Source organism: Microbacterium album (genome assembly GCF_014643695.1).
In the GTDB taxonomy this organism is placed as follows: Bacteria; Actinomycetota; Actinomycetes; order Actinomycetales; family Microbacteriaceae; genus Microbacterium; species Microbacterium album.
This window is the reverse complement of record NZ_BMJY01000010.1, coordinates 1-14203: the sequence shown is the minus strand read 5'-3', so window position 1 is coordinate 14203 and position 14203 is coordinate 1. Positions and strand designations below refer to the sequence as shown.

The 14203-nt window shown below is 71.1% G+C and carries 19 protein-coding genes; 10 read left to right on the top strand and 9 right to left on the bottom strand.

The genetic code is table 11. From position 1 onward, the window contains the following. On the bottom strand, positions 1-1998 hold the full coding sequence (locus tag IEX37_RS11225; RefSeq protein WP_188756365.1) for a S9 family peptidase: 1998 nt from the start codon (positions 1996-1998) through the stop codon (positions 1-3). A gap of 41 nt (positions 1999-2039) precedes the next feature. Next, entirely contained in the window at positions 2040-2732 is a 693-nt protein-coding gene (lexA, locus tag IEX37_RS11220; protein WP_188756364.1) for a transcriptional repressor LexA, read from the bottom strand. Between the two features lie 262 nt (positions 2733-2994). Between lexA and IEX37_RS11215 the strand changes: the two genes are divergently transcribed. The 6 genes from IEX37_RS11215 (at position 2995) to IEX37_RS11190 (ending at position 7516) form a co-directional block, all read left to right on the top strand. Further along, the gene (locus IEX37_RS11215) at positions 2995-3393 is read left to right on the top strand and encodes a LysM peptidoglycan-binding domain-containing protein (RefSeq protein WP_188756363.1); all 399 of its coding nucleotides are present in this window, start codon (positions 2995-2997) and stop codon (positions 3391-3393) included. A gap of 40 nt (positions 3394-3433) precedes the next feature. After that, the gene (locus IEX37_RS11210; RefSeq protein ID WP_188756362.1) at positions 3434-4525 is read left to right on the top strand and encodes a histidinol-phosphate transaminase; all 1092 of its coding nucleotides are present in this window, start codon (positions 3434-3436) and stop codon (positions 4523-4525) included. Positions 4526-4610: 85 nt separating this feature from the next. Further along, positions 4611-5216 carry an imidazoleglycerol-phosphate dehydratase HisB gene (hisB, locus tag IEX37_RS11205; protein ID WP_188756361.1) on the top strand — a complete coding sequence of 202 codons (606 nt, stop codon included), beginning with the start codon at positions 4611-4613 and terminating at the stop codon, positions 5214-5216. A gap of 28 nt (positions 5217-5244) precedes the next feature. Then, positions 5245-5916 carry an imidazole glycerol phosphate synthase subunit HisH gene (hisH, locus tag IEX37_RS11200; RefSeq protein ID WP_188756360.1) on the top strand — a complete coding sequence of 224 codons (672 nt, stop codon included), beginning with the start codon at positions 5245-5247 and terminating at the stop codon, positions 5914-5916. A 66-nt stretch (positions 5917-5982) separates the two neighbouring features. Further along, positions 5983-6729 carry a bifunctional 1-(5-phosphoribosyl)-5-((5-phosphoribosylamino)methylideneamino)imidazole-4-carboxamide isomerase/phosphoribosylanthranilate isomerase PriA gene (gene priA / locus IEX37_RS11195; RefSeq protein WP_188756359.1) on the top strand — a complete coding sequence of 249 codons (747 nt, stop codon included), beginning with the start codon at positions 5983-5985 and terminating at the stop codon, positions 6727-6729. Next, entirely contained in the window at positions 6713-7516 is an 804-nt protein-coding gene (locus IEX37_RS11190; RefSeq protein WP_188756358.1) for an SseB family protein, read from the top strand. Before priA ends, IEX37_RS11190 begins: the two co-directional genes overlap by 17 nt. 77 nt (positions 7517-7593) lie before the next feature. On the opposite strand, the gene IEX37_RS11185 is transcribed toward IEX37_RS11190, so the two are convergent. From IEX37_RS11185 to IEX37_RS11160, 6 genes are all read right to left on the bottom strand, one after another. Further along, positions 7594-8358, bottom strand: coding sequence for an ABC transporter permease (locus tag IEX37_RS11185; RefSeq protein WP_188756357.1), 765 nt, complete (start codon positions 8356-8358; stop codon positions 7594-7596). Continuing rightward, positions 8355-9137, bottom strand: coding sequence for an ABC transporter ATP-binding protein (locus IEX37_RS11180; RefSeq protein WP_188756356.1), 783 nt, complete (start codon positions 9135-9137; stop codon positions 8355-8357). The genes IEX37_RS11185 and IEX37_RS11180 overlap by 4 nt, the downstream gene beginning before the upstream one ends. Continuing rightward, positions 9134-9505, bottom strand: coding sequence for a DUF1048 domain-containing protein (locus IEX37_RS11175; RefSeq protein ID WP_188756355.1), 372 nt, complete (start codon positions 9503-9505; stop codon positions 9134-9136). The genes IEX37_RS11180 and IEX37_RS11175 overlap by 4 nt, the downstream gene beginning before the upstream one ends. Position 9506: 1 nt before the next feature. Beyond that, a complete protein-coding gene (locus IEX37_RS11170; RefSeq protein ID WP_308421669.1) occupies positions 9507-9863 on the bottom strand; it encodes a PadR family transcriptional regulator in 357 nt (118 codons plus the stop codon). A gap of 390 nt (positions 9864-10253) precedes the next feature. Beyond that, positions 10254-10868, bottom strand: a complete 615-nt coding sequence (locus IEX37_RS11165; RefSeq protein WP_188756354.1) for a M23 family metallopeptidase — start codon at positions 10866-10868, stop codon at positions 10254-10256. A 4-nt stretch (positions 10869-10872) separates the two neighbouring features. Further along, positions 10873-11298 carry a DUF1844 domain-containing protein gene (locus tag IEX37_RS11160; RefSeq protein WP_188756353.1) on the bottom strand — a complete coding sequence of 142 codons (426 nt, stop codon included), beginning with the start codon at positions 11296-11298 and terminating at the stop codon, positions 10873-10875. Positions 11299-11609: 311 nt separating this feature from the next. Here IEX37_RS11160 and infC point away from each other — a divergent pair, with 311 nt between their 5' ends. The 4 genes from infC to IEX37_RS11140 all read left to right on the top strand — a co-directional run bounded on the left by infC (position 11610) and on the right by IEX37_RS11140 (position 13799). Further along, positions 11610-12170 (top strand): translation initiation factor IF-3, encoded by a 561-nt coding sequence (gene infC / locus IEX37_RS11155; protein ID WP_229663226.1) that lies wholly within the window; start codon positions 11610-11612, stop codon positions 12168-12170. 72 nt (positions 12171-12242) lie between these two features. Then, a complete protein-coding gene (gene rpmI, locus IEX37_RS11150) occupies positions 12243-12437 on the top strand; it encodes a 50S ribosomal protein L35 (protein ID WP_188756352.1) in 195 nt (64 codons plus the stop codon). A gap of 29 nt (positions 12438-12466) precedes the next feature. Then, the gene (gene rplT / locus IEX37_RS11145) at positions 12467-12853 is read left to right on the top strand and encodes a 50S ribosomal protein L20 (protein WP_188756351.1); all 387 of its coding nucleotides are present in this window, start codon (positions 12467-12469) and stop codon (positions 12851-12853) included. Positions 12854-12998: 145 nt separating this feature from the next. Beyond that, a complete protein-coding gene (locus IEX37_RS11140) occupies positions 12999-13799 on the top strand; it encodes a TrmH family RNA methyltransferase (RefSeq protein WP_188756350.1) in 801 nt (266 codons plus the stop codon). Positions 13800-13905: 106 nt separating this feature from the next. Here IEX37_RS11140 and IEX37_RS11135 read toward each other — a convergent pair. Next, on the bottom strand, positions 13906-14203 hold a 298-nt coding region (locus tag IEX37_RS11135; protein ID WP_188756349.1), incomplete at its 5' end, for a transposase.

Below are 14203 nucleotides of genomic sequence, written 5' to 3'. Positions count from 1 at the left end.
TCAGTCGAGTGGCAGCGGCGGGACGTCCGGCGTGTCGAAGCCGAGCACCTGGCCGAGGAAGGACAGCTCGGCCTCGAAGGCGCGCACGAGCGTTTCCGCGCGCCGGAAGCCGTGCGACTCGCCCTCGAACAGCAGATACGCGTGCGTCACGCCGTTCTCCGCCAGCGCGTCGCGCAGGGCCTCCGCCTGCGACGGCGGCACGACGGGGTCCTCCGCCCCCTGCAGGATCAGCAGAGGGGTGCGGAGCGTCTCGGGGCGCGACAGCGGCGTGCGGCTGACGTAGAGCGCCTCGGCCTGGGGCAGCGGGCCCACGAGACCGTCGAGGTACCGTGCCTCGAAGTCGTGCGTGTCCTCCACGAGGCGGCGCAGATCGGCCACGCCGTAGCGTGTGATGCCCGCGGCGAACACGTCCGTGTCGGCGACCGCGCACAGCACGGTCCACCCTCCCGCCGATCCGCCCTTGATCGCGATGCGGTCGGGATCGGCCAGCCCGGCGGCGGCGAGGCCCCGTGCGGCCGCCGCGACATCGGCCACGTCCGCGATGCCCCATCGGCCGCGGAGCCGTTCGCGATACGCGCGGCCGTAGCCGGTCGAGCCACCGTAGTTGACGTCGAGGACCCCGATGCCGCGGCTCGTGAAGAAGGCCACGGCGAGGGAGGGCTCGCCGGAGGAGTGCGCCGTCGGGCCGCCGTGCACGAGCACGAGGTACGGCGGTCGCTCGTTCTCGGGACCTGTCACGCCGGGGTTGGTGGGAGGGTACGCGAAGGCGTGGACGTCGCCGTCGGGACCGGGGAACGACATGGCCTGCGCGCGCGGCAGCCACTCGGGGTCGAGCGCCGACACGCCGCCGCGCAGCGCCTCGAGCGTGCGCGCGTCGACGTCGAGCAGCCACAGCCCGCCGGGCTCCTGCGCGCCGGCGCCCGTCAGAAGCACCCGCGAGCCGCGCACGTCCCGGACGAGCACGCCCGAGGTGAGCCGCGTCTCGAGCGCGGACAGCGCGCCGCACGTGGGGTCGATCAGCGCGAGCTCGTCCCGGCCGTGCGTGCGCACGGCGACGACGCGGCCGTCGTCCAGCGGGGTGTACCAGCGCGTCCCGAGGTTCCACAGCGGGCCGCCCGTGTCGGCATCGCCCGGCTGGATCGACTCGGGATCCGTCGCCGCGAGTCCGTCGAAGCGGACCCAGTGCAGATTCCAGCGGCCGGTCGGGTCGGCCGTGAACATCAGCTCGTCGTCGCCGGTCCATTCCGGCTGGAGCGCGGAGACGGGGCCGGCCGCGGTGCGGCCGCCGGCGACCGTGACGTGCTCCAGCACGGTCCCGTCGGCGGCGATCCGGCCCACGCGCAGCTCGGCCGCGTCCCACGGCATGTCGGGGTGGTTCCACGCGATCCACGCGAGGCGTCCCCCGCGCGGCGCGGGGTAGGCGAGGAAGTCGGAGCCGGCGACGGCGCTCACGATCCTCCCGGCGTCGTCGGCGGCGCTGCCGTCCAGAGGGATGACGGCGATGTCGCGCGCGGGCGTGCGGCCGGCTCCGTGGGTCTCGCGCACCGCCCACAGGCGCGCACCGCCTCCCGGGAGGGTCTCGAGCGTCAGATCGCCGAAGCACATGCCGCCGTCCGCGGGCGTCAGCGGCGCGGGCTCCTCGCCCGGGACGGTCCGCCAGATGCGCTGGTCCGCGGCGTTGACGAACAGGAGCACGCCCTCGTCGGTGGCGGTCCAGGCGCCCCCGCCGTACTCGTGCACGCGGGAGCGCACGCTCCACGGCGGCGGCAGCAGAGCCTCGGGTCCGTCGGGAGTGCGCCGGAAGACCGCCGTCCTCCCGGACTCGGACGGCACGCTCTCGCTCCACCAGACCTCGTACGCGGCGTCGCCGGAATCGCGCGGATGTCCGACGAAGCGGGCGCCGTCGAGCCGCGGCGCACCGCCGGCGACATCGGACGCGCCGATCGGGGACGGCCAGGATCCGTAAGGGAGCGTGATCGAGCGAGAGGTGTCGGGCATGCCTCCACGGTATAGCCCGGATCCGGGGATCCCCCCGGCGCTCAGACCGCGCGCATCACCGCCACGACCTTCCCGAGCACGACCGACTCGTCGCCCAGGATCGGCTCGAACGCGGAGTTGCGCGGCAGCAGCCAGGTGTGCCCGTCGCGCTGACGGAAGACCTTCACGGTCGCCTCGCCGTCGAGCATCGCCGCGACGATGTCCCCGTTCTCGGCCGTGTTCTGCACGCGGACGACGACCCAGTCGCCGTCGCAGATGGCGGCGTCGATCATCGAGTCGCCGCTCACCTTGAGCATGAACAGCTCGCCCCTGCCGACGAGCTGTCGGGGGAGGGGGAAGATCTCCTCCACCTGCTGGTCGGCGGTGATGGGGACGCCCGCCGCGATCCGGCCGACCAGCGGAACCATCGCGGCGTCTCCCACGGAGGGCACGCCCGCGTCGAGGTTCTCGGCGGCCTGGCCCGGCAGGTCGATCAGCACCTCCATGGCCCGCGTCTTGCCCGGGTCTCGACGCAGATACCCGCTCAGCTCGAGCTGCCCGAGCTGGTGCGTCACGCTCGAGAGCGACTTGAGGCCGACTGCGTCCCCGATCTCGCGCATCGTCGGCGGATAGCCCTTGGACTGGATGGACCGCTGGATCACCTCGAGGATCGCGAGCTGCTTCTCGCTGAGGTTCTTCCGCCGGCGCGTGCGCCGCTTGTCGTCGAGATCGGCAGGCGTCTGCGGCGCGCTCATGTCCGGTGCTCCTTCCCGCCGACTTCCAATGTCGGTGGCCCGTGGTGGGGTGGCTTCATCGAAACCGTATCCGAACAACGGGCCGGTACGGGAGATTCGTTCGAGCGTGTTGCGCGCGGTGTCCGATCCGGTTTCGAAGAAGACGTTGACAGATTCGAACATTCGAAGATAGATTCGGAACAGAGCTTCGCATCCGGCCCTCCCGGCCGAGGTCCGGATGCGAAGCCCTCTCGATCTTCTCGAGATACACGAAGGAGCACGCATGAGCACGGCGATCAGCACGGTTCAGGACGACGCGGCAGGCACGACCCCCGCGGCAGCGGTCGGTGGAGCGCGCAAGACGCGGCTGCGTCTCACGCGCCGCGGCCGGCGCGTGCTCGCAGGGCTGGTCTCGGTGCCGGTCGCGACGGCGCTCGCGTTCGCGATCATCAGCGGCGGCACGGCGCTCGCTTCGCGTGACGACGGCGTGCCCACCGGGTCGTTCGAGACGGTGACCGTCATGGCGGGGGAGTCGCTGTGGTCGATCGCGGAGGAGATGGCCCCGACCGAGGACCCTCGTGACGTCGTCGACGCGATCATCCGGCTGAACCAGCTGCCGAGCGCTTCGGTCGCAGCCGGCCAGCGCATCGCGATCCCGCTGCAGTACTCGTCGGCCGACTGAGGACGGCGCCGCGGATCCGGGGGCCGCGCCGCGCTCTAGCATGGACAGGGTGACGGTCTCCCTCGACGAACTGCCGATTCGCGACGATCTGCGCGGCCAGAAGCCCTACGGCGCCCCGCAGGCACCGCTTCCCGTGGCCCTGAACGTCAACGAGAACACGCATCCGGTGCCGCCGGAGGTCGCGGACGACATCGCCGACGCCGTGGCGCGTGCGCTTCGCGAGATCAACCGCTATCCCGACCGGGAGTTCCTCGCGCTGCGGGAGGGTTTCGCGCAGTACCTCGGGCACGGCCTGGACGCGTCGCAGATCTGGGCCGGGAACGGCTCGAACGAGGTGCTGCAGCACGTGCTCCAGGCGTTCGCCGGTCCCGGCCGTTCCGCGTTCGGGTTCGGACCGACCTACTCCATGTACCCGCTGCTCACCAGCGGCGTGGGAGCCGAGTGGATCGGCGGGACGCGCGGGCACGCCTACGAGCTGAGCCCCGAGGACGCCGCGGAGCAGGTGGAGCGGGCCCGCCCGGACGTGATCTTCCTGTGCGCCCCGAACAACCCGACGGGCACCCCGTTGCCGCTCGACGTGATCGAGGCCGTCTATGACGCGAGCCACGGCATCGTCGTCGTCGACGAGGCCTACCAGGAGTTCGCCCCGCGCGACTCCCCGTCGGCGCTGACGCTTCTCGGGGGCCGGCCCAGGCTCGCGGTGTCGCGCACGATGAGCAAGGCGTTCGCGTTCGCCGGCGCGCGCGTGGGCTATCTCGCCGCGGACCCCGCGCTGATCGACGCCCTGCGCCTCGTCCGACTGCCGTATCACCTGAGCGCGCTCACGCAGGCGGCGGCCGGCGCGGCGCTGCAGCACGCCACGACGATGCTCCGCATGGTCGACGAGATCGTGGTGCAGCGCGACCGCATGTCCGCCACGCTGGAAGCCCTGGGGTACCGGCCGTCCGAGTCCTGGACCAACTTCGTGCTCTTCGGCGGCGTCGCGGATCCCGCCGCGACGTGGCGGGCGCTGTACGACCGCGGTGTGCTGATCCGCGACATCGGGATCCCCGGGCACCTGCGCGTCACCGCGGGAACCGAGGAGGAGACCACGGCGTTCCTCGAGGCTCTCGCGGAGATCGGGGCCCGCTGAACCGGGTCCGCTCGCCGCTGGGAGGCGCCTGCGGGCGCGGCCCGGGCGATCCGGCGCCCGGCGCCCCCGGACTAGACTCGCGAGCATGACGAATGCCCGAATCGCGCGCCGCACCCGCTCCACGAGCGAGTCGAGCGTCGAGCTGGAGCTCAACCTGGACGGCACGGGACAGAGCTCGATCTCGACCAGCGTGCCGTTCTTCGACCACATGCTCACCGCGTTCGCGAAGCACTCGCTGACAGACCTCACCGTGACCGCGACGGGCGACACGCACATCGACGCGCACCACACGGTCGAGGACGTCGCGATCGTGCTGGGCCAGGCGATCCGCGAGGCGCTCGGCGACAAGTCGGGCATCGCCCGCTACGGCGACGCTCTCGTTCCCCTGGACGAGGCGCTCGCGCAGGCCGTGGTCGACATCTCGGGTCGCCCGTACCTGGTGCACGACGGCGAGCCCGCAGGCTTCGAGCAGCACCTCATCGGAGGGCACTTCACCGGCTCCCTCGTGCGTCACACCTTCGAGGCGCTCGCGTTCAACGCGGGGCTCACGGTGCACGTCCGCGTGCTGTCGGGTCGCGATCCGCACCACATCGCGGAGGCGGAGTACAAGGCTCTCGCGCGCGCGTTCCGGCAGGCCAAGGCCCTCGACCCGCTCGTCGAGGGCGTCCCGTCCACGAAGGGCGCGCTATGAGCGCACCCGCGAACGGGAAGGGCGCGCTATGAGCGCACCCGAGAACGGGGACGGCGGCCGTCCGGTCGTCGCGGTGCTCGAGTACGGCTCGGGCAACGTCCACTCGGCGGTCAAGGCGCTGCAGTCGGCCGGTGCCGAGGTGCACCTCACGCGCGACCGCGGCCGGATCATGGACGCGGACGGTCTGCTCGTGCCCGGGGTCGGCGCGTTCAGTGCGGTCATGGAGCAGCTGCGCGAGGTGCGCGGCGGCGAGCTGATCGAGCGGCGCCTGGCGGGCGGACGTCCGGTGCTCGGCATCTGTGTCGGCATGCAGGTGATGTTCGAGCGCGGCATCGAGCGCGGCACCGACACGGAGGGCCTCGGCGAATGGCCGGGCGTCGTGAAGGAGCTCGAGGCGCCCGTGGTGCCCCACATGGGATGGAACACCGTCGAGGCGGGCGAGGGGTCGCGCCTGTTCCGAGGCATCGAGCACGAGCGCTTCTACTTCGTGCACTCGTTCGCCGCTCAGGAGTGGACCCTGGAGGCGCACGGGCCGTTCCAGCGTCCGGTCGTGACCTGGGCGCGGCACGGCGGCCCGTTCCTCGCCGCGGTCGAGAACGGCCCCCTGTCGGCGACGCAGTTCCACCCCGAGAAGTCCGGCGAGGCCGGCATCCGGCTGCTGCGGAATTGGCTCGAGGGGCTGCGCCGCAGTAACGTCTGAATTCGTGCCCGCGACGGGAGAGGCCCGGCGCCGACGGACACGCCGTCTCGAGATGCACAGGGAGCCATGAACGATTTCGCGTCCACGCCCGGACTGATCCTGCTGCCCGCCGTCGACGTCGCCGACGGCAAGGCGGTGCGCCTGACCCAGGGGGAGGCGGGTACCGAGACCGACTACGGCGACCCGGTGGAGGCCGCCGAGGCCTGGGCGAAGCAGGGCGCCGAGTGGATCCACCTCGTCGACCTCGACGCGGCGTTCGGCCGCGGAAGCAACGCGGCTGTCCTCCGCAGGGTCATCAAGCACATGCGCGGCGTCAACGTCGAGCTCTCGGGCGGCATCCGCGACGACGCGTCGCTGGAGGCCGCGCTGGAGAGCGGGGCGCAGCGCATCAACCTCGGCACCGCAGCGCTCGAGAATCCCGAGTGGACCGCGTCGGTCATCGGTCGCTACGGCGACGCGATCGCCGTGGGACTGGACGTCCGCGGCACGACGCTCGCGGCCCGCGGCTGGACGCAGGAGGGCGGCGATCTCTGGGATGTCCTAGAGCGCCTTGAGGACGCCGGTTGCAGCCGGTACGTCGTGACGGACGTGACGAAGGACGGGACGCTGCGCGGCCCCAACCTCGAGCTGCTGCGCGAGATCACGGCCCGCACGCCGAAGCCCGTCGTCGCCTCGGGCGGCGTGTCGAGCCTCGACGACATCGCGGCGCTGCGCGACCTCGTGCCGAACGGCGTCGAGGGCGCCATCATCGGCAAGGCCCTCTACACGGGAGCGTTCACGCTCGCCGAGGCGCTGGATGTCGCGTCCGACTGACGACGCCGACTCCGCGGGCGGCCCCGAGGACGGACGCCGCGCCGATTCCGCGGGCGTCCCCTGGGAGGGGCGCCAGTTCGAGCCCAACCCGCACGCGGGGGACGACGGCTCGGCTGACCCCGCGCTGCACGCGGCGCTGACGGCGTTCCGCGACGGCGGCGGCGACCAGGTCGCCGTGGTCGACGCCCTGCGCCGGGCACGCGTGCTCATCCCGCTCGTCGCGGAGAAGGGCGACGAGGGGATCGGAGCCCACGGCCTGCCCGTCGACAAGACGCAGGAGCTGTCGATCGTCACCGTGGCGGCCCCCGACGGCCGCAAGGTGCTGCCGGTGTTCAGCTCGGTGGAGACCCTCGCCCGGTGGGACGCGAAGGCCCGCCCCATCCCGGTGGAGGGGCTCCGGGCCGCGCTGGCCGCGTCGGCCGAGCAGACCGACCTGATCGTGATCGACGCCACCTCGGACACGGAGTTCGTCGTCCGCAGGCCCGCGGTCTGGGCGATCGCTCAGGAGGAGCCCTGGCAGCCCAGCTTCGCCAATCCGGACGTCTTCCTCGGCCTGCAGGAGAGTGTCGCGGGCGAGCTGGCCGTGATCGACCTCACGATCGAGCAGGGCGACCCCCGGGCTCGGCTCCGCGGGCCGGAACTGATCGTGCGCCTCACCCTCATGTCCGGCCTGGACCGCGGCGAGCTCGACGCCGTGCTGGCCCGCCTCGCCCGCCGCTGGTCCGCGGATGACCGCGTGGCCACCCTGGTCGACTCCCTCTCGGTCAAGCTCGACCGCGCCTCCTGAACCGTTGAGCGGAGCGGCGGAGCCGCGCAGTCGAAACGGGCTGAGCGGAGCGGCGCAGCCGCGGAGTCGAAGCCGGGTCAGCCGAGCTTGCGGCGGTACACCGCGAGCGCGGCGGCGTAGGCCACCACGAGGATCCCGGCCATCCAGGCGAGGGCCGTCCAGATCTGCCCTCCGACCGGCTGCTGCGCCAACAGCGCGCGCAGCGTGTTCACGATGGGCGTCACTGGCTGGTGCTCGGCGAACCACGCGACTGGGCCGGGCATCGACGAGGTCGGCACGAACGCGGAGCTGATGAACGGCAGGAAGATCAGCGGGTAGCTGAACGCGCTGGCGCCGTCGATCGTGCGTGCGGCCAGTCCCGCGATCACGGCGATCCAGGTCAGCGCGAGAGTGAACAGCACCAGGATGCCCGCGACGGCGAGCCACGCGCCCACGGACGCCCCCGTGCGGAACCCGAGCAGCAGCGCGACGCCGATGACGAGCGCGACCGACACCAGGTTCGCGACGAGGGACGTGAGCACGTGCGCCCACAGCGCGGCCGACCGTGCGATCGGCATCGACTGGAACCGCGAGAAGATGCCGCCCTGCATGTCGAGGAACAGCCGATACGCGGTGTAGGCGATCCCGGACGCGATCGTGATCAGCAGGATGCCCGGCAGGAGGTAGTCGATGTACGACGTCTCGGCGCCGGTCTGAATGGCTCCGCCGAAGACGAAGGTGAACAGCAGCATCAGCGCGATCGGAGTGACGGCGGTCGTCATGATCGTGTCGGGGCTGCGGAGGATGTGACGCAGCGACCGTCCGGTGAGAACGCCGGTGTCGCTCAGGGCGTGGGAGGTCACGACTGTTTCCTTTCTGTGGGGGCGTCGTCGTCCGTCTCGCCGACGAGCGCCAGGAAGACGTCCTCGAGGGACGGCTGCTTCTCGACGTACTCGACCCGGGCCTGTGGCAGCAGGCTCTTGAGCTCGGCGAGCGTGCCCTGCTGGATGACGGTGCCGCGATGCAGGATCGCGATGCGATCGGCGAGCTGCTCGGCCTCGTCAAGGTATTGGGTGGTCAGCAGCACGGTGGTGCCGCCGCGGACGAGTTGCCTCACGGTGTCCCACACCTCGATGCGCGCCTGCGGATCGAGGCCGGTGGTCGGCTCGTCGAGGAAGACGATCGGCGGGTCGCCGATCAGGCTCATCGCGATGTCGAGTCGTCGCCGCATCCCGCCGGAGTAGGTGCCGGCCCTGCGTCCTCCGGCCTCCGTGAGGGAGAAGCGCGAGAGCAACTCGTCGGCGACCGCGCCCGGGTCCTTCACGTGCCGCAGCCGGGCCACCAGCACGAGGTTCTCGCGGCCCGTGAGCGCCTCGTCCACTGCGGCGAACTGGCCGGTCAGGCTGATCGACTCGCGCACTCGCTCCGCATCGGTGGCGACGTCGAACCCGTTGACCGTCGCGGATCCCGCATCGGCCTTCAGCAGGGTGGACAGGATGTGCACGAGCGTGGTCTTGCCGGCGCCGTTGGATCCGAGCAGCGCGAAGACGCTTCCGCGCGGCACCTCGAGGTCCACGCCGCGGAGCACGCGCAGCTCCCCGAAGGACTTCGTGACGCCCTGCAGCCGGATGGCGGGCGTCATGGCCGGCGCTCCTTCTCGACCGCGGCCTGGATCGCCGCGTTCAGGCGGGCGCGCTCCTTGTCGATCCAGCGCTCGCCGCCATAGGACTGCGCGAACGTCTCGGCGAACTCGACGGGGTCGTCGCCGACGATGTCGCGCACCGGTGTGCCGTCCACGGCGGCTCGGTCGAAGAGATCGACGAGGTCGCCGAACATCGTCGTCAGCGTCTCGCCGTCGGTGATGCCGCCCTGGTACAGGAGGTACCGGTGCAGGGCCTTCGCCGCCCCGGCGTAGGGTGCCGGCAGCGCCTCCATGCGGGTGACGTTCTGCTTGTATTGCTTCTTCTGCTCGAGCGAGCCCGTGAGGGCCTCGATCCACTTCGCGGCCATGTCAGTTCCTTCCGGGGTTCGTGCTGTCGTCGTCTGCTGCGGCGCGGAGCTCCTCGATGCGCTGGGCCAGCGCGCTCCACGTCGTCCAGAACTCGGCGAGCTGCCGCCGGCCCTGGTCGTTCAGCGAGTACACCTTGCGGGGAGGGCCCTTCTCGGACGGCACCTTCTCGACCTCCACGAGGCCCTTCTGCTCGATGCGTACGAGCAGCGCGTAGACGGTGCCCTCGGCGATGTCCGAGAACCCCCGCTCCCGCAGCTGCGCGGTGATCTCGTATCCGTAGGCCGACTGCTCGGCCAGGATCGCGAGGACGATGCCCTCGAGCGTGCCCTTCAGCAGCTCGGTCATCTGGTTGCCCACGGCCACCTCCTTTTGCTCAGTGTCGCTAGGTACCGGTACAAAGTAACACTGAGTACCGGTACTTGGCAACACCAAGTAGTGCTCTCTTCTTTTTCCTCCCGCTCGTCGGGCCCCGAGGGGCCTCTCCTCGGGGGAGGCGCTTCCGCTGCGCTTCAGCGCGCCGGCGCTTCGCGCCTGGTTGGCGGGCGCACTCGCGCCCGCACGCTCGCGCTGCGCGCTCGCACCGGGTTGAGGTCGGTGGGTAGAGGTAGGGGGTGGTGCTCAGGTTCCGGTCGTTGAGCGGAGCGGCGGAGCCGCGGAGTCGAAACGGGGTGAGCGGAGCCGCGCCAGCGGCGGAGTCGAAGCCGGGCCCGGCTGCGCCCCTGTCTGCGGCCCGGTGGCGTATGCGGCCTAGTCGGCCACCACGATCGTGCCGCTGCGCGGAAGAGAGCCCCGGAAGGTGAGCGGCACCGGCGTCGCCCGTGCGGCGTCGATGCCGGTCATCGCCTGGATGTGGAGGTGGGGCTCGGTGCTGTTGCCGGAGTTGCCGCAGCGACCGACCGGCTCACCGACGTCGACCCGCTCGCCGGGGCGGACGGTGACGCTCGCCTTCGCCAGGTGGCAGAGCACCACGACGACGCCGTCGCGCTCGATCATCACGTGGTTGCCCGCGAGCGCAGGCCAGCCCGCCGCCGCCCGGCGGACCTGGGTGAGGGCGTAGCCGATCGAGGGGAGCCCTCGGAAGGCGTCGTGGTCGGGCTCGGCATCGTGGGTGCGGACGACGGTGCCGGCGACCGGCGCGAGAATCGCGCGGCCGAATCCGGGGAACAGGGACGGGGACTCGGGCCTCACGAGCGAGGCGAGGCGGATCGGGGCGGTGCGCCCGGCGGCGTCCGTGGGGACGAAATCGATCGCGTGGGACGTCGCGAACCGGCCCGTGCCGTGACTCGGCACGCGGTCAGCGGGGCTGTTCTGCACGAGCCAGCGGCCAGCGAACGGGTACTCGAGGTCGATCCCGGCCGGCATGGTCTCAGTTGACCGGGCCGGTCCACTTCTCGCCCGGGCCCTTGCCCGGGGCGTCGGGGATCGTCGAGATCTCACGGAAACGCAGCTGCAGCGAGCGGAGGCCGTCGCGGATGGGGCGGGCATGCATGTCGCTGATCTCCGGCGCCGCGGCGGTGACGAGGCCGGCGAGGGCGTTGATCAGCTTGCGCGCCTCGTCCAGATCGATGTCGGCGTCCGCGTCCGGGCTGTCCGCGAGGCCCAGCTTGACGGCTGCCGCGCTCATCAGGTGCACGCACGCCGAGCCGATCACCTCGACCGCCGCGACATCCGCGATGTCGCGCACGGCCGACACGTCGGCCGCCGCACGCTCCTGCTCCTCCCAGCGGGCGGTCCGCTCTGGGTCGACGGGGGAGGGGTCGACAGGGGAGTGCTCGGGCGGGATGGTGCTCATCGACTGCTCTCTGGTAGACTTTTCCGGGCTCCGGGTAACTCCTCAGGGAGAAGTCCGGACGAAAGAGGACTCAGTTCCCACCCGCGCTTGCCGTTACAGGCTACCGGGTCACGCACTCCCCCGCGTTTCACGCGGGTGGTTCCGGATCGCTCGCTGCGAACCAGAACGTGGGTGAGGCCGACGTGTGACGTCTGCCGGGTGGACGCTGATCTCTTCTCCCGCCCGTGGCACGAACATCGCGTCACGGTGGCCCTCGACCACCACCCCAAGGAGTCCGCATCAGCGATCCCCGCACCAATGAGCGCATCCGCGTGCCCGAGGTCCGACTCGTCGGCCCGAACGGCGAGCAGATCGGCGTCGTCCGCATCGAGGCCGCGCTCCGTCTGGCCCAGGAGGCCGACCTCGACCTGGTCGAGGTGGCCCCCAACTCGAAGCCTCCCGTCGTCAAGATCATGGACTACGGGAAGTTCAAGTACGAGGCCGCTCAGAAGGCCAAGGAGGCGCGTCGCAACCAGGCGAACACGGTCCTCAAGGAGGTCCGGTTCCGCCTGAAGATCGACGAGCACGACTACGAGACCAAGCGCAAGCGCGCGGAGGGCTTCCTGAAGTCGGGCGACAAGGTGAAGGCGATGATCCTGTTCCGCGGCCGCGAGCAGTCACGGCCGGAGCAGGGCGTGCGCCTGCTGCGGAAGTTCGCAGACGACGTGGCCGAGTTCGGCACCGTCGAGTCGAACCCGAAGGTGGACGGCCGGAACATGGTGATGGTCATCGCGCCGCACAAGAACAAGTCAGAGGTCAAGACGGAGCAGAACGCTCAGCGCGCCGCGTCGAAGCAGGCCGCGCGCGAAGCCAAGGCCTCGACCGCGGAGTAATCCGCCCCGCAGACTCCCGCTCGAGCGGGTGCACACAACGTCGCCCGCTGGGCGCATACGAAGGAAGAGAAGATGCCGAAGCAGAAGACCCACTCGGGCAGCAAGAAGCGCTTCAAGATCACCGGCAGCGGCAAGATCAAGAAGCAGCAGGCCAATATGCGCCACAACCTCGAGCACAAGTCGAGCCGTCGCACGCGCCGCCTGAACCAGGACCAGATCATCTCGGGCAACGACCTGAAGGTCGTCAAGAAGCTCCTCGGTCGCTGACGCGCAGATCTCGTTAGGAAGAATGAAGAATGGCTAGAGTCAAGCGGGCGGTCAACGCCCAGAAGAAGCGTCGCGTCATCCTCGAGCGCGCCTCCGGTTACCGCGGCCAGCGGTCGCGCCTGTACCGCAAGGCGAAGGAGCAGGTCACCCACTCGCTCGTCTACGCGTACCGCGACCGTCGCAAGCGCAAGGGCGACTTCCGTCGTCTGTGGATCCAGCGCATCAACGCCGCCAGCCGCGCGAACGGCCTGACCTACAACCGCTTCATCCAGGGCCTCGGCCTCGCGGGTGTGCAGGTCGACCGTCGCATGCTGGCCGAGCTCGCCGTGAACGAGCCCGCCACGTTCGCGTCGCTCGTCCAGACCGCGAAGAGCGCGCTCCCGGCCGACACGAGCGCACCGAAGTCGGCGGCGTAAGACCCGCCTCTCCAGAAAGGGCGTCCCTCCGGGGGCGCCCTTTCTCGTGCGCTCGCGAGCGCGACCTCGCGGCGTCGCGTTCCAGTCGCGCGCGCTTTACCCGCGCGTCACGTCCGTATGCCACGCCCGTCATAGACTGGGCATCGTGCTGGAGAATCCCCGGTCCCCGCGCGTGCGGGCCGTCGCGAAGCTGGCCAAGCGCACGGCCCGGCGCGAGACGGGCCTGTTCCTGCTCGAGGGTCCGCAGGCGGTTCGCGAGGCCTTGGCCTTCCGGCCCGAGACGATCGTGGAGCTGTTCGCCACGCCCAGCGCGCTGGAGCGCCACCCGGACCTGCGCACCCTGCTGACGGACGAGCAGGTGGATGTGCAGTTCGTGTCGGAGGCCGTGCTGGACGTGATGGCGGACACGGTGGCGCCGCAGGGATTCGTCGCGGTGGCGCGTCAGACGCCGACCGCCGTGAAGGACATCTTCGCCGCCTCGCCCCGACTGATCGCGATCTGCGAAGAGGTCCGCGACCCCGGCAACCTGGGCACGATCATCCGCGCAGCCGACGCGGCGGGCGCCGACGCCGTCGTGCTCACCGGGCGCACAGTCGACCCGTACAACCCCAAGGTGGTCCGCTCCACGACGGGATCGCTGTTCCACCTCCCGATCGCCGTCGGCGGAGACCTCGAGGACGTCGTGGAGCGGGCGCACGGAGCCAGGATGGACGTCGTCGCCGCGGACGTGAAGGGCGACGACCTCCTCGCGGCGCGTGCCGAGGGCCTGCTGGCGCGGCCCACCGGCTGGCTGTTCGGCAACGAGGCGCACGGCCTGGAGGAGCGCGCCCTCGCCCTGGCGGACCGCACGCTGCGCGTTCCGATCTTCGGCCGCGCCGAGTCGCTCAACCTCGCCACCGCCGCGAGTGTCTGCCTGTACGAGACCGCGTTCGCCCAGCGCTCCTGAGGACCCACGAATCATGCGCTTTGAGTCGGGTCCTGAGGTATGGTCACGCGGTGGTGATGAACGCGGCTTCGGATACCTGAGGACGAGCTTTGCTGGCTCTTCGCAATCAAGGGTGTAGGTGTTGCCTGAAGCCGCCGGTCTCGAGCGGCGAACGGGCTATGTAGTTCGTGAGGTTGCGGAAGCCGAGGGCGGAGCCGCGGAGGTGTTCGAGGCGGCCGTTGATCGCCTCGGTCGGGCCGTTGCTGGTGCCGGGCCGGTCGAAGAACGCGAGGATGTCCGCGGCGCGTTGCGTGAGGGTGCGGCCGAGGCGGCGTAGCTCGATGAGCGCGGCGGGGACGCCGCTGGTGAGCGCGTCGATCACGGCCCGCATGGCCTTCTTCCCGAGGGCGCGGTCGGGTTCGCGG